The sequence below is a fragment of the Xanthomonas sp. 1678 genome (genome assembly GCF_031455575.1).
Classification (GTDB): domain Bacteria; phylum Pseudomonadota; class Gammaproteobacteria; order Xanthomonadales; family Xanthomonadaceae; genus Xanthomonas_A.
Genome location: NZ_JAVDSZ010000005.1, coordinates 48050 through 68412, shown reverse-complemented (window position 1 = coordinate 68412; position 20363 = coordinate 48050). Strand labels below are relative to the sequence as shown.

Genomic DNA, 20363 nt, shown 5'->3' with positions numbered 1-20363 from the left:
CGACGGATATAGGAGGAACAACGGCATGTTGCCAGGCATGGAACTACTGAGCTGTCCTGAAATGGCAGTTCCGGCTGAAGTGATGCAGCACGTCGTGCGCGTCGAATCGTCGCACAATCCGTTTGCGATTGGTGTCGTGGGTGGCCGCCTGGTGCGTCAGCCGCAGAATCTGTCCGAAGCTGTCGCTACAGCGCGGATGCTTGAGGACAAGGGCTACAACTTTTCTCTCGGTCTGGGCCAGGTCAACCGCTACAACCTCCTCAAGTACGGGCTCGACTCGTACGAAAAAGCATTCAAGACTTGTCCCAATCTGCAGGCCGCCTCGAGGATCCTGGCCGAATGCTATGGCCGCTCGGGGGGCAATTGGGGCAAATCTTTCAGTTGCTATTACTCTGGCAACTTCGAGACTGGCTACAAGCACGGCTACGTGCAGAAGGTCTACGCATCCATCAATCAGGGCCGGGCTATTGCCGCCGCCCCTATTGGTGCTATCCCGGTCGTGCCGAATGGCGTCCGTCGCCCGGCGCAGGCCGCCAAGGCATCCGTGGTGCGCGAACTCGATTCGGTCGTCTCGCGCCGCATCGCAGGTGCCAACCAACTCGCTAATGGTTTGGCGACCCAGATCCCGCCGTCTGCGTACTATCCGGCCGCAGTCTCGGCTCCTGCTCAGACACAAGGCAATCCTGCTGGCCAGCTTCCCAGTCCCGCATCGATGACCTCCGCAGGACGAGTAGGTCAAGCGGCTGGTGCCGATGCAGAGCTATATGTAGTACGTCCGACAAGCGCCGGCAAAGGAGTGGCGGTGCCTGCTGGCGGCGGAGCCGATCCAGCTTCGCAAGCATCTGTGACCAGGGGTTCGGCCCTTGGTGGTTCCGCAGAGCCGGCCGTCCCGAGCTCGAATTCGCCGCCGCTGCCCCCCGGCGACGGCGCTTTTGTCTTCTAGCGTAGGGAAGCAATACCGCCATGGGAATGGCGTTCCATCACAACCCCTCTGTTCCAATCAGGAGATACACCATGATGTCCAAGAAGAGCGAAATGACCGCGGGTGCCAAGGTTGCCGGCTTGGCCGCGCTGAAAGCTGCCATTTTCGTAGGCTCGTTGCTGGTCGCCGGTTCGGCGATGGCAGCTGGCGGCGACTACGCCGGCACCGATGGTAAGGTCTGCGGCTTCCTGTCCAATACCAACGGCTTGCTCAACATGGCCTCGGTTGCCGTCGTGACCATCGCCGTCATCATCGCTGGCTACCAGATCGCGTTTGCCCACAAACGCATTGCTGATGTTGCTCCGCTTCTGATTGGCGGCTGCCTGATCGGTGCGGCCGGCCAGCTGGCGAAGATGCTGATCGGCGAGACTGGTGCGACCTGCAGCGGCGGCGCCGCCGGCGGCACCAGCATGTTGATCCAGATGATTCAGCACTATGCATAAGAACGTACTTTTCCGCGGCTGTACGCGCCCAGCCATGTTTTTGGGGGTGCCCTACATTCCCTTCTTCATCGGTGCGGGTAGCGGCTTGCTGGCGGGAATGTACTTCAATCTCTGGTACCTGTTGTCGATTCCGGTAATCATTTTCGCAATGCAGCAGGTGACCAAGCGGGACGAGATGATATTCAGAATGCTTGGGTTGCGTTGGATGTTCAGGGTGCGCGTGCGCAACCTGCAGCGCTACTCAGGCGCATGGGTATTTTCTCCTAACGAATATCGGAGAAACGTGCCTGGCGCCAAGCGTTAAGTTCGGCTTAGCGCCAGTGCCTTGACCCCATGCACGAACGATTCGTTTCGTGCATGGGGTTGTTCGGTTTTATCGTGGTGCCTAACTGGTTGTTGTTGTGTAGTAGGCAAGCATTCGACTACTCCCGATTCGTCCGAATCGGGCCTTGGCAAGACGAAATGGATTCAGAGTAATTCCCTATGTTCATCCCAGACACTTCGATCAGCGAGTTCATTCCTATCTCTACGCATGTAGCGCCGTCGGTGCTCAAGACGACGGGTGGAGACTACATGTTGACCTGGCACCTGGGTGGACTGCCGTTCGTCGGCCGCGAGGAATGGGAGATCGAGCATCGCCACAACACGTTCAATCGGATGCTTCAGACCTTGCGCGCGCCCGATTTCACCAATGTGGCGTTCTGGGTCCACGACGTGCGTCGGCGCCGCGGCATCAAGTCGCGCGGCAAGTTTCAGCAGACGTTCAACCAGGAATTGTCGAATCAGTATTACAGCGCGCTTTCGTCGCAGAAAATCATGCAGAACGAGCTGTATCTGACCATGCTGTATCGCCCGGTGGTCACCGGGAAGCGCTTGATGGAAAAGTCCGCCAATCTGGCGCAGCTGCAGTCCGAGCAGGACCAGTCCATCGCCAAGATCATCGAGTTGGCTGGCAATGTCGAAGCCGTGCTCAAGGACTACTCCCCCTATCGGTTGAGCATGTATGAGGCCAGCAATGGCGTCGTATTTTCCGAGGCGCTCGAATTTTTCGGCTATCTGATCAACCGGATCGACGAGCCGGTGCCGGTCCTGCAGGCGCCGGTGCCTGCATATCTGCCGGTAAGCAAGCATATGTTCGCCAACAAGACCGGCGACTTCGTCATCAAGACGCCCGAAGGTACCAATCATTTCGGCGGCATCCTGAATATCAAGGAATACACCGACGGGACTTATCCGGGCATCCTGAACGGCTTGAAGTATCTCGACTTCGAGTACGTGGTGACCCATTCCTTCAGCCCGATGGGGCGCCACGATGCGCTGAAGGTGCTGGATCGGACCAAGGGCATGATGATCTCGTCTGGCGACAAGGCGGTCAGTCAGATCCATGAGCTGGATCTGGCGATGGATCAGCTGTCGTCGGGCAGTTTCGTATTGGGCGAATACCACTTCACCATCGCGGTCTATGCAGATACGCAGGAGAAGCTGTCGCAGCAGATCGCGACTACGCGTGCGGAACTGTCCAACGCCGGCTTCGTTTCATCAAAGGAAGACTTGGCCATCGCGTCGTCCTTCTATGCTCAGCTTCCCGGCAACTGGCGCTATCGCACCCGTTTGGCGAACGTGAGTTCGCTGAACTTCCTGGGCCTGTCGCCGTTGCACAACTTTGCCCAGGGGAAGCGCGACAACAATCCGTGGGGAGAGTGCGTCACCACGTTGCAGACCACCAACGGACAACCGTACTACTTCAATTTCCATGCGACGCACCCAGCGGAGAATTCGCTGGGCGAAAAAGCGATCGCCAATACGATGGTCATCGGCAAGTCCGGTACCGGCAAGACGGCGTTGATCAACTTCTTGCTCAGCCAGGTTCAGAAATTCAATCCTTCGCCGACCATCTTCTTTTTCGACAAGGACCGCGGCGCCGAGATCTTCGTTCGCGCCTGTGGCGGCAATTACCTTGCCCTGGAGAATGGCCGGCCTACCGGCTTCAATCCTTTCCAGTGCGAGCGTAGCGAAGCCAACGTGCAGTTCCTGGCGGACCTGATCAAGGTGCTCGCCGGCAAAGCCGAGTACAGCTCACGCGACGACGAGGATATCTTCCGCGCCGTCGAGGGCATGCTGGATACGCCGATGCAGCTGCGCAGCATGACCAACTTCCGCAAGAGCCTGCCCAACATGGGCGATGACGGCCTCTATGCGCGTATGCGCAAGTGGACGACCGGAAACTCGTTGGGCTGGGTGTTCGACAATCCGGTCGACACCATCGACCTGGAAAAAGCCAACATCATCGGCTTCGATTACACCGACGTCATCGACAACCCGGAAGTTCGCGTACCGGTCATCAACTATCTGCTCCATAAGCTGGAAGCCTTGATCGACGGACGTCCGCTGATCTATGTGATGGACGAGTTCTGGAAGATCCTGGACGGCAAGGGTGGCCTCAAAGAATTTGCCAAGAACAAGCAGAAGACCATCCGTAAGCAGAATGGCTTGGGCATTTTCGCCACCCAGAGTCCGGAAGACGCACTGGCCAGCGACATCTCGGCGGCACTCGTCGAGCAGACTGCCACGATGATCCTGCTGCCCAACCCGAACGCGAGCAAGGAAGACTATATGGAAGGCCTCAAGCTGACCGAAGCCGAGTACCAGGTGGTGGTGAGCCTGGATGAGCGCTCGCGCTGCTTCCTGGTCAAGCAAGGCCATGGCTCATCGGTGTGCCAGCTGAATCTGCGCGGCATGGACGATGCGCTCGCGGTCATTTCCGCGTCCACCGACAACATCGAGATCATGCATCAGGTCCTCGAGCAGAAAGCTGCCCAGCACGGAGTAGCGCCGAATGACCTGACGCCCGAGCAGTGGCTCAGCGAGTTCTATGCCAAGCGCAAGGGTTCGGGCAAGTCCGCGTCCAAGCCTTCGGCATCGGATAGCAAGGGCGCCGCGGCGCTGGCTTGATCGTTGTATTCCCTGAAAGATCGTTTCGTTCTACATGACTAGCTGTGAGGTCTACATGGACAAGAATATGAAATCCTTCGCTCGATTCCGACTGCTGGCGGTTCTTTGCGTCCTGTGCGTCTCGGTACCGTCTACTGCGTTCGCACAGTGGAAGGTGCGTGACGAGAAGCAAATCAGCGAGAACAAGACCAATACGAACACGCTCGACAAAAAGCTCGACAAGATCCGCGACGACAACAAAATTGGTGCCAAGAGTTCCGGTGAGAAGCCGAGCGGCACAGAAGTCGAGAAGTTGAGCGACGAAATGAAGCCCAAAAAGATCGATGCGAACTATGGCATCGCGGCATGCGGTGCCACCAAGGGCACGCCGGTCACCGATGGGCAAAAGACCAACTGCGAGCTCATTCAGAAGACCAAGAACGCCCAGTTCAATTACATGGTCGCGATGTATGAGATCACGACGAAGCGCCTGGAGCGTCTGCGCGATCTGGAGAAAGAGCGCAATAACATCGCAGAGAACGAGATTGGCAAGTTGGAGGACAACACCAACAAGTTGATCGCGCTCAAGACCTTGATGGACATCGATCGCCAGCAGATGGAGTCGGCGATGTTCGCTTACGACATCCGTCTCAAGTACTTGCAGGCGCAGCAGTCCAACGAGGCCGAGTCGGCGATGAAGGGCAAGAAGAGCAATCCTGACGGCGGTGGCCTGCTTGGCGATATTGTCGGGACGATCACCGATATGGCGCAAGCAGCCGTGGCTGGTGCGGTTATGAAGACGGCGCTCGAGGGCGTCAAGACGGACAAGCCGTCTGACATGAGCCGGTTGAGCTACGAGAAGTAAGGCGGACGCCACGAGCGGCTTTGCTATGAGTTGCCGAGCGTTTTCTGGTTGCCTTCTTTCGAGGGCGGCCTCCGAAAAAATATCCGGGTGCGCTTCACCCGCATGGAAGATCCAATATGTTTAATGTGATTGCCGGCTTGATGGACTCGACACTCGGCGGGGGAGGGCAGGTAGGCTTAGGCTCTTTTCTGGGCAACATGGCCAACTATGCGTTCTTCTCGCTGATCAACGATTATCTGCGAGACGAAATCGATATCTTCCAGTGGACGCTTCTGCAGCGCACCACCATGTGGATGGGCGCGATCGCGCTCACGGTGCTGACACTGTGGATATTGATTCAAGGCTATCGATTGGCAACGGGCCAGATGCGCGAATCCGCGATGTCCTTGGTCGTCACCGCCTTGCGGGCTACGCTGATCATTGCAGTCGCAACCAGCATGGCGACCGGGTCTTCCAAGCTTTACTGGACATTGACGGACGGCCTGAGCAAGGAGATCACTGAGGTCGTCACCGGCGACGATGCGAGTCCATACAACAAGATCGATGAGAATCTGCTGATCATGCAGACCGCGCTGGCGAGCATCGATGCATTGCAGGCAGGAGGCAGCGAGGAGCGCGAATCCGACAAGACGCGTGCACGCTGGTTCATGGGCCTGGGCATCGCAGGACCAGGCGTGGTTGCCGGTTCGATGCTGCTGCTGAATAAGATCGCGATGGCGTTGTTTGTTGGTTTTGGGCCGCTGTTCATCATGTGTCTGCTATTCAATGCCACGAAGCAGCTGTTTAGCAAATGGTTGTACTACGGCATTGGAACGGTGTTTTCGTTGGCGGTGTTGAGCGTCATGGTGGCGATCACCACGAAGGTGGTAGGCGCCGTGGCATTGGCCTTCGTGACGAAGTGGGCGATGAGCACTGCCTTCAATTTCAACGGCGAAGGCGTCAGCAGCATGGCTTTGCAGCAGGGAGGATTGGGCTTGGTAATGACAACACTAGTGGTGACCGCGCCCCCGATGGCAGCAGCGTTCTTCCAGGGTGTGCTGGGCCAGTTCAGTCCGTACTCGGCGATGGGTGCTGGTGGTGGTGGTGCGGCTGCTGTGCCGGCTGGGCCTGGTGGCAGCTATGTGCCTCGACAACAGGCTCTCGATGATAAGAGCGCCAACGTAAACGTTGGTGGTAGTAGTGGTAATTTCTACGGTGCTCAGTCTGCTCCTGCGGATTTGGAGACCGGTAAGTTAGGTAAAGCCAAGACTACTAACGGATAGTGTGAGCTGAACCCTTTGTATATTTGCGGGGCTTTTTATGAAAATAAAAATGTTTGTGGCTGCTTTGTTTTTTGGCCATTCGATGCTGGGATATGCTCAGACTGCATGCCCTGTAGGTACAGCCCCGGGTTCTGCTACATGTGGTCCGTCTCCTAATCAGGAAGTTGCTGTCCCGCCTCCCACACCGTCTGGCGAGTGGATTAAGACGTGGGGCGGTATTGCTACTTCTTCCAGTGGGGGAGGCGGAGTGAGTTCGGGACGGCTTTCCAAGGAGGAAGCGGAAGATGTTGCTTTGCAAAACTGCAAAGCGTCCGGGGCAAAGAACTGCAAAGTTGAATTTGTTTACAAAAACCAGTGTGTTTCTTTGGTCTACCCGATTAATCAAAATGGAGGAATGATTTCAACTGCAGCAACTGTGGAAAGTGCATCAAGGAGGGCTTTAGAGAAGTGTAGGGTTGAATCAGGTGGCAAGCAATGTAAAGTTGCCGTTTTAGAATGTTCAAATCCTATTTTTAGAAAGTTTTGACTTGGTGGGGATGCTGTAGTACAGCAATTTTTGGCTTTTTTCTCCTCTCTGGTTAATAATTTAGTGCGGACAAGTGCTAACTTGGCAATGCATGTGAGTCATCTGGATTGGTTCCTAGCGCCGACGAACGGTTTTTAGTAAATTTGCATGAGATATTTCCTCGCAGTTTTTTTATATTTCCCCGGTTTTTTTTCTGAAAGTGCATTGGCACAAACCGCATGTCCGGTCGGTACTGCTCCAGGAAGTGCAACGTGCGGGCCTTCGGCTAGCTATGTAGAACCGCCGCCTCCTCAGCCTGTTGGAGAATGGGACAGTAGATTTGGTGCGGTTGCTGCCGATATGTCTACATCGGGAAATACAGGGGTGGCCGCCAACAAGATTTCAAAAGAAGATGCAATAAATGATGCATTGGAGAAGTGCCAGTCTTTGGGTAGCGCTAACTGCGGTATTGTGATGTCTTATTCTAACCAGTGTGTCGCCATACTTGCACCAGCAGTGAACGGGGTAGAGCATGGTGGTTCTCCTGTGACGCGACCAGGGAAGAACGTAAAAGTAGCAACTGCGTTAGCTGAGAAGGATTGTAAAAAGGCCAATAAATCACTGGAATGTATTGTGATCTATTCGGCCTGTAGCGTGCCTGTGTTTCGGCGCTATTAGTCAATATTGATTAGTTGCCTCGCACCAATGATCGAGTGTTTTTGCGGCCTCATCAAGAATAGGGATGGCTTGGCAAAGCCAGCATTCCGCCGGTTAATTCGGACTGGGTTTGTTTCGAGGTTTGTAGTATGCGATCTAAGTGTATCTATATTTTTATTGCTGGGGCCTGCGGCTTGCCCTCTTATTCATTTGCGCAGACCGCTTGTCCTACTGGAACGATTGCAGGGTCGGCTACGTGCGGCCCTGCTCCCACTAGTGAGATTATTTCGCAGCCGCCGACCCCAACTGGAGAGTGGATAAAGACTTGGGGGAGCATAGCAACGTCTCCAAGCGGAGACGGTGGAGTAAGTTCAGGTAGGCTATCAAAAAAAAAAGAGGCTGAAGATGTTGCATTGCAGAACTGTAGGAATATGGGTGCACAAGGTTGCAAGGTAGAGTTGTCTATAAAAATCAATGTGTGGCTGCAGCTTATCCTCCTGGTGGCAAGGGAGGGATGATATCTACCTCGGCTACTATTGAAGAGGCAGTGAATAGGGCGAAGTCTAAGTGTGAATCGTCTTCACAAAGCGAATGTAAAATTGCTATATCGGAGTGCTCTGAGCCTGTATTTAGGAAATATTAACTCTAGTTTTAAGCATCTTCGTGGCAATAATTTTAATGGGCAATGATTTTCTCTGCTTCTAATGAGTATTTGAAAGCCTTGTAAGGCTTTATGGGCGCCTAGCCAAGGCGTGACAATCCTTATTGTGATTGCTTGGCTTGTTGCTGTTAGTGCCGGCGTTCTGTTGTGCCGGAGTCGCCCCACGAGGCGACAAGTAGCGGTGCCTGCAATTGCTATTGAGCGTTTGTCTCTGCATCGTGCGAGCTTGCGCTGAATACGTATGCAAGCGTCCGTGCAGTCCCCGCATCGACGTTACCCTAACGCAGCTTTCCGCGTGCCCATTGCGCACGCGATTTCTGCCCGAAGGGGGGCGTTGCATGACTCAGGTTCCATGGTGGCGCGGTGCCGTCATCTATCAGATCTACCCGCGTAGTTTTCTCGATGCGAACGGCGACGGCGTCGGCGATTTGCCGGGCATCGTGCGGAAGTTGGACTACATCGCCGCGCTCGGGGTGGATGCGATCTGGGTTTCGCCGTTCTTCAAGTCGCCGATGGCCGATTTCGGCTACGACATCGCCGACTATCGCGAGGTCGATCCGCTGTTCGGCAAGATGGAGGACTTCGATCGGTTGCTGGCCAAGGCGCATGCGCTGGGCTTGAAGGTAATGATCGATCAGGTGCTCAGCCATACGTCGGTGGAGCATGCGTGGTTCAAGGAGAGCCGCCAGAGCCGGGACAATCCCAAGGCCGATTGGTACGTGTGGGCGGATGCGCGCGAGGACGGGACGCCGCCGAACAACTGGATGTCGATCTTCGGTGGCGTCGCCTGGCAGTGGGAGCCGCGGCGCGGCCAGTACTACCTGCACAATTTCCTGTCGTCGCAGCCGGATCTGAACTTCCACAACCCAGAGGTGCAGCAGGCCACGCTGGACAACGTGGAGTTCTGGCTCGCGCGCGGGGTGGACGGATTCCGGTTGGATGCGATCAACTTCTGCTTCCACGACCCCTTGCTGCGGGACAATCCGCCAAAACCAGCGGAAAAGCGGGTGGGGCGGGGCTTCAGTCCCGACAATCCGTATGCGTTCCAGTACCACTACTACAACAATACGCAGGCGGAGAATCTGCCGTTCCTGCAGAAGCTGCGCGGCCTGCTCGATCGCTATCCTGGCACGGTGAGCCTGGGCGAGATCTCGTCGGAGGATTCGCTCGCGACCACCGCCGAATACACGCGGGCCGGGCATCTGCACATGGGCTACAGCTTCGAGTTGCTGACCGACGATTTCAGCGCGGCCTACATCCGCGAGACGGTCGCGCGTCTCGAGGTGGCGATGACCGAGGGCTGGCCGTGCTGGGCGATTTCCAACCACGACGTGCAGCGGGCGGTGACGCGCTGGGGACGGGGCGCAGAAACGCCGGCGTTCGCGCGCCTGCTGACTGCGATGCTGTGCTCGCTGCGCGGTTCGGTGTGCGTCTACCAGGGTGAAGAGCTGGGCCTGGGCGAGGCCGAGGTGCCGTTCGAGGCGTTGCAGGATCCGTATGGCATCGCGTTCTGGCCGAGCTTCAAGGGCCGCGACGGATGCCGCACGCCGATGCCGTGGGACGGCAGCGCGCAAGCGGGATTCAGCGAAGGGACCCCTTGGTTGCCGGTGGCGCCGGCGCATCGCGCGCAGGCGGTGGCGGCACAGCTGGCCGATCCGCAGTCGGTGTTGATCGCGTTCCAGCAGTTCCAGGCGTGGCGCAAGCGACAGGTCGCTTTGCGCGAAGGCGATATCGTGTTCGTCGAGACCGAAGAGCCGGTGCTGATGTTCCAGCGCCGGCATGCGCAGCAGACGCTGTTGCTCGCGTTCAACCTTTCTGCGCAAGCGGCCGAGGTGGCACTGCCCGAGGGGCAATGGCGAGCTCTGGCGGTGCCGGGCGTCGATGCCGGGGAGGTCGATGGCGGCCTGCGCCTGCCTGGTTACGCGATGGTGTGCCTGGAAAGCGCTTAAGCGTCTCGACTCTGTGGTTCCGCCGCTGTTTCGCCAGGCAGCGGGACGCAATGCGCCGGTCCAAGGGCGAGTTTCCGACCTCGTGACCGAATGCCAGAACTGCCGTTGGCATTGAAGATCTGAACGTCCTGCTTGTCGGACGTTCACAGTGTTCCTACTAACCAACTGTTTCTGGGACTGCAATCTCTAGCTGACGCGAACGTGGATATCCTGCGTGATCGTCGCGCTGCATCCACGGACGCTGTCAGGCACCGACAGCGAGCAGCGCCGCGAGTATTCCTCCAGCCGTAGGTCGGCATCGGCGAGCGACGCCACGAGCGGGCCCGCAATCTCGCATCCCCGCTGGCTCTGCTGCGCCAGCCAATTGCGGCGCTCACGTCAGCACGGATCAGTGCGCTGCGGGTGCTCAGCGACACTGCCGCCACCAACGCGATTCTGCTGGCGAACAGCACGAAGGCACCGACAGCGAGCAGCGCCGCGAGTACTCCGCCAGCCGCAGGTCGGCATCGGCGAGCGACGTCACGAGCGGGCCCGCAACCTCGCATCCCCGCTGGCTCTGCTGCGCCAGCCAATTGCGGCGTTCACGTGAGCACGGATCAGTGCGCTGTGGGTGCTCAGCGACACTGCCGCCACCAGCGCGATTCTGCTGGCGAACAGCGCGCGTGCCGCCATCGACACCTTCGCGGTCCACGCAGCGGCGTATTGGCGCGGCCCTCCAGTCCCTGGCGGTTGGCAAACGGCAGCCGCGCACGAGGCTGCTGCTTCAATGCGTCCGCATCGCGTTGTCTTGCTTCGTTCAGTGACAGTGCCCAGATCGAGCGCAACGCGCGCCGCCATGCGCTTAGCGCCGCACGCCATGGCTCGCCAATTGAATGCAAAAAAAAGCCCGCCGGCATGGGCCGACGGGCGTGTTGCAGGCGGGAGGGGTTGGCCTAGAACTTGTAATTCACCCCGAGCACGTAGGTGCGGCCCCACTCGGTGTACTCAAGCGGGCGGTCCTTGCGGCCGGCATAGGTGCGATACGCTTCGTTGGTCAGGTTGCTCGCCTGCAGCAGCAGGGTCAGCCCGCTCAAGGTGCTGCTGTCGCCGAAGCTGTAGCTGAGCTGCGCGTCGGTCACGTTCTCGCCGACCACGTAACGCAGGGTACGGTTGCCGTTGAAGTTGCCGATCTCGCCGATGAAGTCCGAACGCCGGCGCTGGCTGACGCGCGCTTCGAAGCCGTTGCGCTCGTAGTAGGCGGTGAAGTTGTACACGCGCTTGGACAGGCCCGGCAGGCTGATCGGATCCGAGCCCACGCTGGACGCGCTTTCCGGGTCGAGGATCTTGATGTCGCTGTCGTTGAACGTGGCGCTGGCCTGCACGCCGAAGCCGCGCAGGCTGTCGGTCAGCATGTCCAGCGGCAGCGAGGCGGTGAGCTCCAGGCCGCGCAGGGTGCCGCCCTTGCCGTTCTGCGGCGAGGAGAAGGTGCCGATGGTCTGCACCGGGGCGGTCATGCCCGGCGGCACCACGTAGTTGGCGAGCAGGCCGGAGAAGTCGTAGTCGTCGCGCGACTGCGTGTAGACGTAGCTCTTCAGGTCCTTGTAGAAGATCGCCGCGGCCACGTAGGCCTTTTCGTCGAAGTATTTCTCGTACGACAGATCCAGTGCGGTCGCGCGCCACGGATCCAGCAGCGGGTTGCCGCCGCTGCCGCCGGGCCTGCCGGTGGATGTGTCGACGCCGAAATCCAGGCCGGCGCGCATCTGGTCCACACGCGGGCGCGCGACCTGCTTGGCGGCGGCGAAGCGCAGGGTCTGCTGGTGCGGGAACGTGAAGGCCAGGTTCAAGCTCGGCAACCAGTCGTTGTAGGTCTTGCCGGAATCGATCGGCAGCACGTTCTGGCCCGCCGGGCGCGAACGGTCGAAATAGTTGGACTGCGAGCTCTGGTCGGTGTGCTGCATCTGCACGCCGATGTTGCCGCGTACGCTCACTTCGCCGATATCGGTATTGATGTTGGCGCGCAGCCAGGCGGTGGTGATTTTTTCCTGCACGGTCCACGACTTCGGGATCAGATAGTCGAGATCGGTCACCGGATTGAACGTCATGTAGCGCCCGACCGCAGCCGGCACATTCCAGGCCGGAATGTAGCCGATGCCGGCGAAGCCCAGATTCACCGGATCGTACTGCAGATCGTTGGCGATGCTGGTTTCGCCCTGCACGCCGAGCAGGATGTTGCCTTCGGCCTGGGTCTTCTGCTTTCGCCGGTCGGCGTAGTTCACGCCCACGTCGATATCCGAGAACCACGACAAGGCCTGCGGCGCCGGTAGTGTCGCCGACAGGCGCCCGCCCTTCAGGCGGTCCTCGATCTGCGGCACCTTGCCGTAGCCGGAACCGTAGATGGTGTTGGTCAGGAACAGCGCATCGGGGTTGGAGTAGTCCAGCCCGGGTGCGATCTGCGAGAAGCCGTTGGGGTTGACGGTGACGCCGACGGTATCCAGTTGCGGCATTGGGGTCAGCTGCAGGTTGTTCTCCAGGTTCAACTCGTCGCGGGTGGCCTTGGAATAGTTCAGGTCGGCGACGAGCCTGACATCGCCGACGTTGATCTCGTTGTTCCAGCCGAACGCGTCGATCTTGTCCTTGCGCTTGTTGTACATGCCGCGCACCAGCGGATAGACGCCGCTGGCGTTGCCGCCGGTGAAGGTGTTGTCGGCATTCAGCTGCGGATTGCCGATCAGCAGGCCGGGGGTGTAGTTGCCGTTGTAGTTGCTGAGGTTGACCTCGAACTGGTTGGCGGTATCGATCTGTTCGGCTTCGGTGTGGAACGCATCGAAGGTGCTGGTCCACGTGCCGGACGGGCGGAATTGCACGGTAGCCATCACGCCGTCGCGCTTGTTGTTGCCGGTGCGGCGCAAGGCCTTGATGCCATCGGAGAAGTAGGTGCCCGGGGCCAGGCCAGGGCGGTTGCCGGCGTCGGTATGCTCGGTGGTCCACGGCTCGTACAGGCCGACCTGGTTCTCCTGGATCGGGTTGTCGCTGTGCGCGTAGCCGATCGAGATGCCCAGGGTCTTGTCGAGGAACTGGTCGATGTAGCTGGCGCTGAAGCGGTTGCCGTACGCGTCGACATCGGCCGCCTCACCCAGCGAAGTCTTCTGCAGGCGGCCGCTGACCGCGATCACCCGGTCCGGGAAGCTCAACGGGCGCACGGTCTGCATGTCGATGGTGCCCGACAGGCCCTGGCCGACCAGCGCCGCGTCTGGGGTTTTGTACACGGTCACGCCGTTGACCAGTTCCGAGGGGTATTGGTCGAACTCGACGCTGCGGTTGTCGCCGGTGCTGACCACCTCGCGGCCGTTGAGCAGGGTGGTGGCGAAGTCGGGCGACAGGCCGCGGACGCTGATCACCTGAGCGCGACCGGCCACGCGCTGCGCGGCCAGGCCCGGCAGGCGGCCCAGCGATTCGGCGATGCTCACGTCCGGCAGCTTGCCGATGTCCTCGGCCGAGATCGCCTCGACGATGGACGTGGCGTCCTGCTTGACCGCGATCGCGCTCTCGATGCCGCGACGGATGCCGGTCACCTGGACCTTGTCCAGTTCGGTGACCGGATTCTGCGCCGGCGCGGTGGCGGTGCCGGTCTGCGTTGCGGACTGTGCGGTAGCCAGCATCGGCGTCATGGCGATGGCCAACGCCAGCGTCAGCGCATTGCGCTTGTGGTTCAACATTTTCCCCTCCCAGGCAATGTTGTCTTGCGAATTTTCTGGCCCGGCCAAATCGCCGGATGTAGGTATCGCGCTGCCGACGATGCGGTGACGCGACTGCGACGTATGGTAGACACGGCAGTCCAGCGCGAACGTCGGCTGCATACGTATTCACTGGGTTTCATCACGGTGGAATCGATTCCACGATTGCGATGTCTTGTTTGCGGTGGCCACGCGCATGCGTGCTCGGTATCGCAGGGTCGTCATGCGGAAGGTGCCATCGACAGAGCGCGGTCCAGGCGTCCGTCGCGCAACTGGAAGCCCAGCCTGGAATCGCCGATCACCGGGTCGCCGAGGCGCTGCACGCGGTAGCTCGGCTTGCCGTCGTCCAGCTGCAGCGCGACCTGCAGCACCTTGCTCGGGGAGTTCACGCTGGCCACGGTCCTGGATTCTGCGCGCAGCAGCGGTGCAACGCACAACAACACCACTGCAAAAAGGAGCGGCAGGCGCGGCGCGCGGCGCACGCGTGGCATGGCATGAAGCTGCGGCATGTCCCCTCCCAAGGCGGCCGTGGCACGTGCGGCGACTATAGCGAGGCGCTGCGGCGCCGCTGCGGGGTGGGCGATGAATACGTATGCAGATGTGCGCGCCACGGTGCGGCGCGTCTACCATGTCTGCAGCGCTTCTCGAAGAAGAGGCCGCGACCGCGGCGCCGGCATGCCGGTGCTGCGAACCCACAATGCAGGCAAAGAGGGAGGGAGGCCGACGGGCGCGAGCCGGTCCGCCGCTTCGATGCTGAAGATGATCTGCTTGGCCGCCACCTTGGGTGCCGCGGTGTCGGCGTCTGCGTGGCAGACGTCGTTGCAATGGCGCGGCCAGACTGCGCAGGCCGCGACCGCTGCCGACGGCGGCTTCGTGCTGACCTCGGCGCAGGGCACGCGCACGCTGGTGGCGCAGCCGCTGCGCAGCGAAACCGCCAGTCCGCTGTTCGATGCGCTGTTCGCGCTGGCGCAGCAGGAACTGCGCGACGACCAGGTGGACGCGATCCGCGATCCGGCCTTCGACCACGGCAAGCCGTTGCCGTGCGATTGCTATCAGACCGGCGAACGCTGGCCCTACGTGTGGACCCGCGACGTCAGCTACGCGGCCGATCTCGCGCTGGCGCGGCTGGACCCGCAGCGCACGCGGCGTTCGCTGCGTTTCAAGCTGTCGGCGATGCGCGGCGCGGACGCGCGGTCGGGACTGTTCGTGGCCCAGGACACCGGCTCCGGCGGCAGCTGGCCGGTGAGCAGCGACCGCGTGGTCTGGTTCCTGGCCGCGCGGCATCTGCTCGACGACGCGGCGTTCGCGGCCGATACCCGCGCCGCGCTCGCGGCGACCCTGGCGCAGGACCGCGAATTCGCATTCGATTCGCGGATCGGCCTGTACCGCGGCGAGACCTCGTTCCTGGACTGGCGCGAACAGACCTATCCGGCCTGGACCCGCAACGACGTGCGCTTCATCGCCGAGTCGTACGCGCTGTCCACCAACGTGCTGCACTATCAGGCGCTGCGCCTGGGCGAGCGGCTGGCGCGCGAGCAGGGCGACGACGTGCCCGCGGCGCGCTACGCCGGCTGGGCTGACGCGCTGAAACGGGCGATCGCGCAGCGCTTCTGGCGCGAGGACCGCGGCACCTACGTTAGCTATCTCGGCAGCGCCGCGCATCCAGTCGCCTACGAGAGCTACGACCTGCTCGGCCTGTCGCTGGCGGTGCTGGCCGACGTGCTGCCGCGCGAACGCGCGCGCCAGGCGCTGGCGCGCTATCCGGCGGTCGAGGCGGGTAGTCCGGTGGTGTGGCCGCAGCAGCAGGACGTGCCGATCTACCACAATCGCGCGATCTGGCCGTTCGTCAGCGCTTATGCGCTGCGCGCGGCGCGGCATACCGACGACAGCGCGCGCATCGCCTTCGAAGTGCGCTCGCTGCTGCGTGGCGCCGCATTGGCCGGTTCGAACATGGAGAACTACGAATTCCTGAGCCAGGCCGCGCACGTGGACGATGGCCCGCTCAGCGGACCGGTGGTCAATTCGCCGCGCCAGCTGTGGTCGGTGGCCGGCTATCTGGCGATGGTGATCGAAGGCGTGTTCGGAGTCGAGGACGACGGCAAGGTCGCGCCCAAGCTGCCGGTGAGCCTGGTGCCGATGCTGTTCGGCGACAACGACGAGATCGCGCTGCAACTGCGCGACCGGCGCATCGTGCTGCGGCGGCCGGCGCAGCTGCACGGCGACCTGCTGGTGGCTGGCGACACGCACACCCATGACGGCGTGACCACCGTGCAACTGGTCGCGCGCGACACGGCGAGTGCGCCGGTGCCGCTGCTCGCGGCCAAGGATGCATTCGCCCCGCCGACGCCACCGGCGCCGCGCGTCGACCGCGACGCGCAGGGCTGGCGCGTCGCGGCGGCCGCCGACACGGTGCTGTACGTCGATGGCCAGCGCCAGCCGGGCGCTGCCGACGGTGCGCGTCTGCCGCTGCGCGAGCAGGTGCAGTGCCTGAGCCTGACCCGGCGCGGCGCGCAGTGGGAGTCATTGCACAGTCCCAGCGTCTGCGTCGGCGACGTGGTGCGCCTGGCCGGTGGCGACGATTGGCGCTGGACCGCGCCGCGCGATGGCGACTACCGGCTGCGTCTGCGCTACGTCAATGCGCATGGCCCAATCAATACCGGCGTCACCGCCGCGGTGAAACAGTTGCAGCTGCAGTGCGGCGACGCCGCGCCGCAACGCATGCCGGTGGTGATGCCGCACAGCGTCGGGGAACAGGAATCCACCGCGGCGGTGTTCGCGCTGAAGACCGGGCAGGCCTGCCGCATCCGGGTGGTGCCTGCGGCGAACATGAGCGCGCTGCAGCACTTCGCCCGCTACACCGGCGGCCAGGGCGGCGCCGACGGCGTGGTCAACGCCGCGGACGTCGCCGCACTGCTGATCGCGCCGGCCGGCGCAGCGCAGGTGCGCCGATGAGCGCCATGCCCATGCCGCGCACCAAGCCGGCGCTGTCGTTCTGGCAGATCTGGAACATGTGCTTCGGCTTCCTCGGCATCCAGTTCGGCTTCGCGCTGCAGAACGCCAATGCCAGCCGCATCTTCCAGACCCTGGGCGCGGACATGGAGCAGGTGCCGGGCCTGTGGATCGCCGCGCCGCTGACCGGCTTGATCGTGCAGCCGATCGTCGGCCATCTGTCCGACCGCACCTGGAACCGCTTCGGCCGGCGCCGTCCGTATTTCATGGTCGGCGCGCTGTTCACCACGCTGGCGCTGCTGGCGATGCCGAACTCGCCGGCGCTGTGGGTGGCCGCGGGCACGCTGTGGATCCTGGATGCGTCGATCAACATCTCGATGGAGCCGTTCCGCGCCTTCGTCGGCGACCAGTTGCCGCAGCGCCAGCGCGCCAGCGGCTATGCGATGCAGAGCTTCTTCATCGGCGTCGGCGCGGTGGTGGCGAGCATGCTGCCGTGGCTGCTGGCGCACTGGGGGGTGAGCAATACCGCCGCGCCCGGCCATGTGCCGGCCACGGTGCGCTATGCGTTCTACCTGGGCGGCGCGGTGCTGTTCCTGTCCATCGGTTGGACCGTGCTGCGCACCCGCGAGTATCCGCCCGAGACCTTGCAGGGGTTCGACGACGCAGCGCCAGCGCTTGTCGCCGAGCATGCGGCGACCATGCCGCGTTCCGATGGCGTCGCGGCGCTGTGGCTCGCGCTCGGCCTCGCCGGCGCGGCGGCGATCTTCTGGAGCGGCGGCGATCGCATGCCGTACGTGCTGGCCGGTCTGTTCGTCGGCTATGGGCTGTTGCGATGGCTGGCGCCGCGGCTGCGCCCCGAGCACATGCTGGCGGCGATCATGCGCGACGTGCAGGCGATGCCGCAGGCGATGCGGCGCCTGGCCTGGGTGCAGTTCTTCTCGTGGTTCGCGCTGTTCGCGATGTGGATCTACACCACCGCGGCGGTGACGCAGACGCACTACGGCGCCAGCGACGTCACCTCGGCGGCGTACAACGACGGCGCCAACTGGGTCGGCGTGCTGTTCGGCGCGTACAACGGCTTCGCTGCGCTGGCGGCGATCGTCATCCCGCTGCTGGTGCGCGCGTTCGGCCTGCGCGTCAGCCACCTGCTCAACCTGTGCCTGGGTGCGGCCGGCCTGCTGTCGTTCCTGTGGATCCGCGATCCGCAGTGGCTGCTGCTGTCGATGCTCGGCGTCGGCTTCGCCTGGGCCTCGATCCTGTCGCTGCCGTACGCCTTGCTGTCCGACAGCGTGCCGGCGGCGAAGATGGGCGTGTACATGGGCATCTTCAATTTCTTCATCGTGATCCCGCAGCTGGTTGCGGTCAGCGTGCTGGGCTTCGTGCTCACGCACTGGCTCGGCGGCCGGCCGCTGTACGCGCTGGGCATCGGTGGCGCCAGCCTGCTGCTGGCGGCGCTGTGCGTGCTGCGGGTCCCCGCCGAACATGGAGCAAGACAATGACCTATCGGATGTCGCTGCTGGCGCTGGCGCTGCTGGGCGCCTGCGCGCCGCCTGCGCGGGCGCAGTCGGCGGAGTACTACGGCACGCTGGAGCCGTTCGCCAGCGAGGCGGTGTATTTCGTGGTCACCGACCGTTTCGTCAACGGCGATTCCGGCAACGACCATCGCGACCAGGGCGGGGCGCACCGCACCTTCGACATCCCGCTGCCGGCGCCGCCGGGCGAGAGCGACAACATCGGCTACCTGGGTGGCGACTTCAAGGGCGTGGTCGACAATGCCGGCTATATCCGCGGCCTGGGCTTCGGCGCGGTGTGGATCACGCCGATCGTCGACAACCCGGACGAAGCCTTCACCGGCGGCAAACCGATCACATGGGGCAGCAACCTGAGCGATCGCGGCAAGACCGGTTACCACGGCTACTGGGGCGTCAATTTCTACAAGCTGGACGAGCACCTGCCCAGCCCGGGCCTGGATTTCGCCGGCTTCACCCAGGCGATGCACGCGCAGCGCCTGAAGGTGGTGCTGGACATCGTCGGCAACCACGGCTCACCGGCCTATTCGATGCCGCAGCGGCAACCGCTGTTCGGTCAGGTGTTCGATCGCGACGGCACACTGGTCGCCGACCACCAGAACCTGCCACCGGCCAAGCTGGACCCGGCGCGCAACCCGCTGCATGCGTTCTACAACACCGGCGGCGGCCTGGCCGAGCTGTCGGACTTCAACGAACGCAATCCGGCGGTGATGGAGTATCTGGTCGGTGCCTATTCGCAATGGCTGGGGCAGGGCGCCGACGCGTTCCGCATCGATACCATCGGCTGGATGCCGGACAGCTTCTGGCATGAATTCGTGCGCCGCATTCGCGCGCAGCGGCCGGGCATGTTCATGTTCGGCGAGGCCTTCGATTACGACGCGCTCAAGATCGCCGGGCACACCTGGGCGCGCAATGCCGGGGTCAGCGTGCTGGATTTCCCGCTGAAGCAGGCGCTGGCCTCGGTGTTCGGGCATGCGCGCGGCGGCTTCGAACAGTTGCAGGCGCCGCTGTACCTGGAGCGCGGCCCGTACGCCAATCCGTACGAGCTGATGACCTTCTACGACAACCACGACATGGCGCGGCTCGACGCCAGCGACGCCGGCTTCATCGATGCGCACAACTGGCTGTTCACCGCGCGCGGCATCCCGGTGATCTACTACGGCTCGGAAACCGGCTTCATGCGCGGCCGCGCCGAGCATGCCGGCAACCGCAACTACTTCGGCCAGGAACGGATAGACGCCGCGCCGCAGAGTCCGATCTTCGCGCCGTTGCAGCGCATCGCGCAGCTGCGTCAGCGCAGCCCGGCATTGCAGCGCGGGCTGCAGCTCAACTTGCGCCTGGCCGGCGACGAAGCGGTGTTCTATCGCGTGTACCAGCACGCCGGCAGCACCCAGACCGCGCTGGTGTTGCTGAACAAGAGCGATGCGCCGAAGACGCTGGAGGCGAATCGCTACCTGCAGCCCGGCACCTGGCGCGACGGCTTCGACGGCAGCGCGATCGAGGTCGCGGACGCCTTGCGTGCCGAAGTGCCGGCGCATGGCGTGCGCGTGTTCCTGTCCGATGCGCCGATCGTGCGCCCTGATTTGCGCGCACGGCTCGCTTGGCTGATGGCGGCCAAGGACGGCGTGGCGCCGCCGCAGTAGCTTGATGCTTGCCCTTGTAGGAGCGGCTTTAGCCGCGACACTCCATCGGGTAGAGCGTCACGGCTAGCCGCTTTTTACGGGAAAGCCGGTGCACTGCAGGAGAGGCTTGAGCCTCGACGCGGATTGCCGCGCCGTTGTGGTCTCCAACTCCGTTCGTCGCGACTGAAGTCGCTCCCACAGTGACTTGCGGCGAGGTCGCTGGGTGCACTGTGGGAGGGACTTCAGTCCCGACTGCTCCAAAACTGGATAACAGGACTGGCCGTTCATCGCGGCG

The 20363-nt window shown here is 62.1% G+C and carries 13 protein-coding genes and 2 pseudogenes; 13 read left to right on the top strand and 2 right to left on the bottom strand.

Translation table 11 applies throughout. From position 1 onward, the window contains the following. Window positions 1-37: 37 nt before the first annotated feature. From J2Y70_RS11005 to J2Y70_RS10965, 10 genes and pseudogenes are all read left to right on the top strand, one after another. Entirely contained in the window at window positions 38-943 is a 906-nt protein-coding gene (locus J2Y70_RS11005) for a lytic transglycosylase domain-containing protein (RefSeq protein WP_309917720.1), read from the top strand. 71 nt (window positions 944-1014) lie between these two features. Continuing rightward, on the top strand, window positions 1015-1425 hold the full coding sequence (locus tag J2Y70_RS11000; protein WP_309917178.1) for a TrbC/VirB2 family protein: 411 nt from the start codon (window positions 1015-1017) through the stop codon (window positions 1423-1425). Further along, window positions 1418-1729, top strand: a complete 312-nt coding sequence (locus J2Y70_RS10995; RefSeq protein ID WP_263394908.1) for a type IV secretion system protein VirB3 — start codon at window positions 1418-1420, stop codon at window positions 1727-1729. Before J2Y70_RS11000 ends, J2Y70_RS10995 begins: the two co-directional genes overlap by 8 nt. A 179-nt stretch (window positions 1730-1908) precedes the next feature. Continuing rightward, window positions 1909-4377, top strand: a complete 2469-nt coding sequence (locus J2Y70_RS10990; protein ID WP_309917175.1) for a VirB4 family type IV secretion/conjugal transfer ATPase — start codon at window positions 1909-1911, stop codon at window positions 4375-4377. A gap of 55 nt (window positions 4378-4432) precedes the next feature. Next, complete coding sequence (locus J2Y70_RS10985; protein ID WP_309917172.1) at window positions 4433-5221, top strand: hypothetical protein; 789 nt, start codon at window positions 4433-4435, stop codon at window positions 5219-5221. A 140-nt stretch (window positions 5222-5361) separates the two neighbouring features. Beyond that, on the top strand, window positions 5362-6483 hold the full coding sequence (locus J2Y70_RS10980; RefSeq protein ID WP_309917718.1) for a type IV secretion system protein: 1122 nt from the start codon (window positions 5362-5364) through the stop codon (window positions 6481-6483). 37 nt (window positions 6484-6520) lie between these two features. Beyond that, window positions 6521-7009 (top strand): DUF4189 domain-containing protein, encoded by a 489-nt coding sequence (locus J2Y70_RS10975; protein WP_309917170.1) that lies wholly within the window; start codon window positions 6521-6523, stop codon window positions 7007-7009. Window positions 7010-7156: 147 nt separating this feature from the next. Further along, a complete protein-coding gene (locus J2Y70_RS10970; RefSeq protein ID WP_309917166.1) occupies window positions 7157-7666 on the top strand; it encodes a DUF4189 domain-containing protein in 510 nt (169 codons plus the stop codon). Between the two features lie 128 nt (window positions 7667-7794). Then, window positions 7795-8288: pseudogene (locus tag J2Y70_RS22260) on the top strand (DUF4189 domain-containing protein). Between the two features lie 356 nt (window positions 8289-8644). Next, window positions 8645-10255, top strand: a complete 1611-nt coding sequence (locus tag J2Y70_RS10965; protein ID WP_309917715.1) for an alpha-glucosidase family protein — start codon at window positions 8645-8647, stop codon at window positions 10253-10255. A gap of 932 nt (window positions 10256-11187) precedes the next feature. Here the strand turns inward: J2Y70_RS10965 and J2Y70_RS10960 are convergent. Both J2Y70_RS10960 and J2Y70_RS10955 read right to left on the bottom strand, forming a co-directional pair. Next, on the bottom strand, window positions 11188-13950 hold the full coding sequence (locus J2Y70_RS10960; protein ID WP_309917164.1) for a TonB-dependent receptor: 2763 nt from the start codon (window positions 13948-13950) through the stop codon (window positions 11188-11190). Window positions 13951-14204: 254 nt separating this feature from the next. Then, window positions 14205-14459 (bottom strand): annotated as a pseudogene (locus J2Y70_RS10955) (glycoside hydrolase family 97 N-terminal domain-containing protein); the annotation flags it as partial. A 259-nt stretch (window positions 14460-14718) separates the two neighbouring features. Here J2Y70_RS10955 and J2Y70_RS10950 point away from each other — a divergent pair. From J2Y70_RS10950 to J2Y70_RS10940, 3 genes are read left to right on the top strand one after another with little or no spacing between them, the layout of a single operon-like run. After that, on the top strand, window positions 14719-16920 hold the full coding sequence (locus J2Y70_RS10950) for a Six-hairpin glycosidase-like protein (protein ID WP_309917161.1): 2202 nt from the start codon (window positions 14719-14721) through the stop codon (window positions 16918-16920). Beyond that, window positions 16917-18416: an MFS transporter gene (locus tag J2Y70_RS10945; RefSeq protein WP_309917158.1), complete on the top strand. Its 1500-nt coding sequence runs from the start codon at window positions 16917-16919 to the stop codon at window positions 18414-18416. Before J2Y70_RS10950 ends, J2Y70_RS10945 begins: the two co-directional genes overlap by 4 nt. Continuing rightward, complete coding sequence (locus J2Y70_RS10940) at window positions 18413-20089, top strand: alpha-amylase family glycosyl hydrolase (protein WP_309917156.1); 1677 nt, start codon at window positions 18413-18415, stop codon at window positions 20087-20089. Before J2Y70_RS10945 ends, J2Y70_RS10940 begins: the two co-directional genes overlap by 4 nt. The last annotated feature ends 274 nt before the right edge of the window (window positions 20090-20363 follow it).

Coding starts and splice junctions, on each gene's coding strand:
- J2Y70_RS10995 (WP_263394908.1), top strand. CDS start 1,418: ATGCATAAGAACGTACTTTTCCGCGGCTGTACGCGCCCAGCCATGTTT.
- J2Y70_RS10950 (WP_309917161.1), top strand. CDS start 14,719: ATGCTGAAGATGATCTGCTTGGCCGCCACCTTGGGTGCCGCGGTGTCG.
- J2Y70_RS10985 (WP_309917172.1), top strand. CDS start 4,433: ATGGACAAGAATATGAAATCCTTCGCTCGATTCCGACTGCTGGCGGTT.
- J2Y70_RS10965 (WP_309917715.1), top strand. CDS start 8,645: ATGACTCAGGTTCCATGGTGGCGCGGTGCCGTCATCTATCAGATCTAC.
- J2Y70_RS11000 (WP_309917178.1), top strand. CDS start 1,015: ATGATGTCCAAGAAGAGCGAAATGACCGCGGGTGCCAAGGTTGCCGGC.
- J2Y70_RS11005 (WP_309917720.1), top strand. CDS start 38: ATGGAACTACTGAGCTGTCCTGAAATGGCAGTTCCGGCTGAAGTGATG.
- J2Y70_RS10970 (WP_309917166.1), top strand. CDS start 7,157: ATGAGATATTTCCTCGCAGTTTTTTTATATTTCCCCGGTTTTTTTTCT.
- J2Y70_RS10990 (WP_309917175.1), top strand. CDS start 1,909: ATGTTCATCCCAGACACTTCGATCAGCGAGTTCATTCCTATCTCTACG.
- J2Y70_RS10945 (WP_309917158.1), top strand. CDS start 16,917: ATGAGCGCCATGCCCATGCCGCGCACCAAGCCGGCGCTGTCGTTCTGG.
- J2Y70_RS10960 (WP_309917164.1), bottom strand. CDS start 13,950: ATGTTGAACCACAAGCGCAATGCGCTGACGCTGGCGTTGGCCATCGCC.
- J2Y70_RS10980 (WP_309917718.1), top strand. CDS start 5,362: ATGGACTCGACACTCGGCGGGGGAGGGCAGGTAGGCTTAGGCTCTTTT.
- J2Y70_RS10940 (WP_309917156.1), top strand. CDS start 18,413: ATGACCTATCGGATGTCGCTGCTGGCGCTGGCGCTGCTGGGCGCCTGC.
- J2Y70_RS10975 (WP_309917170.1), top strand. CDS start 6,521: ATGAAAATAAAAATGTTTGTGGCTGCTTTGTTTTTTGGCCATTCGATG.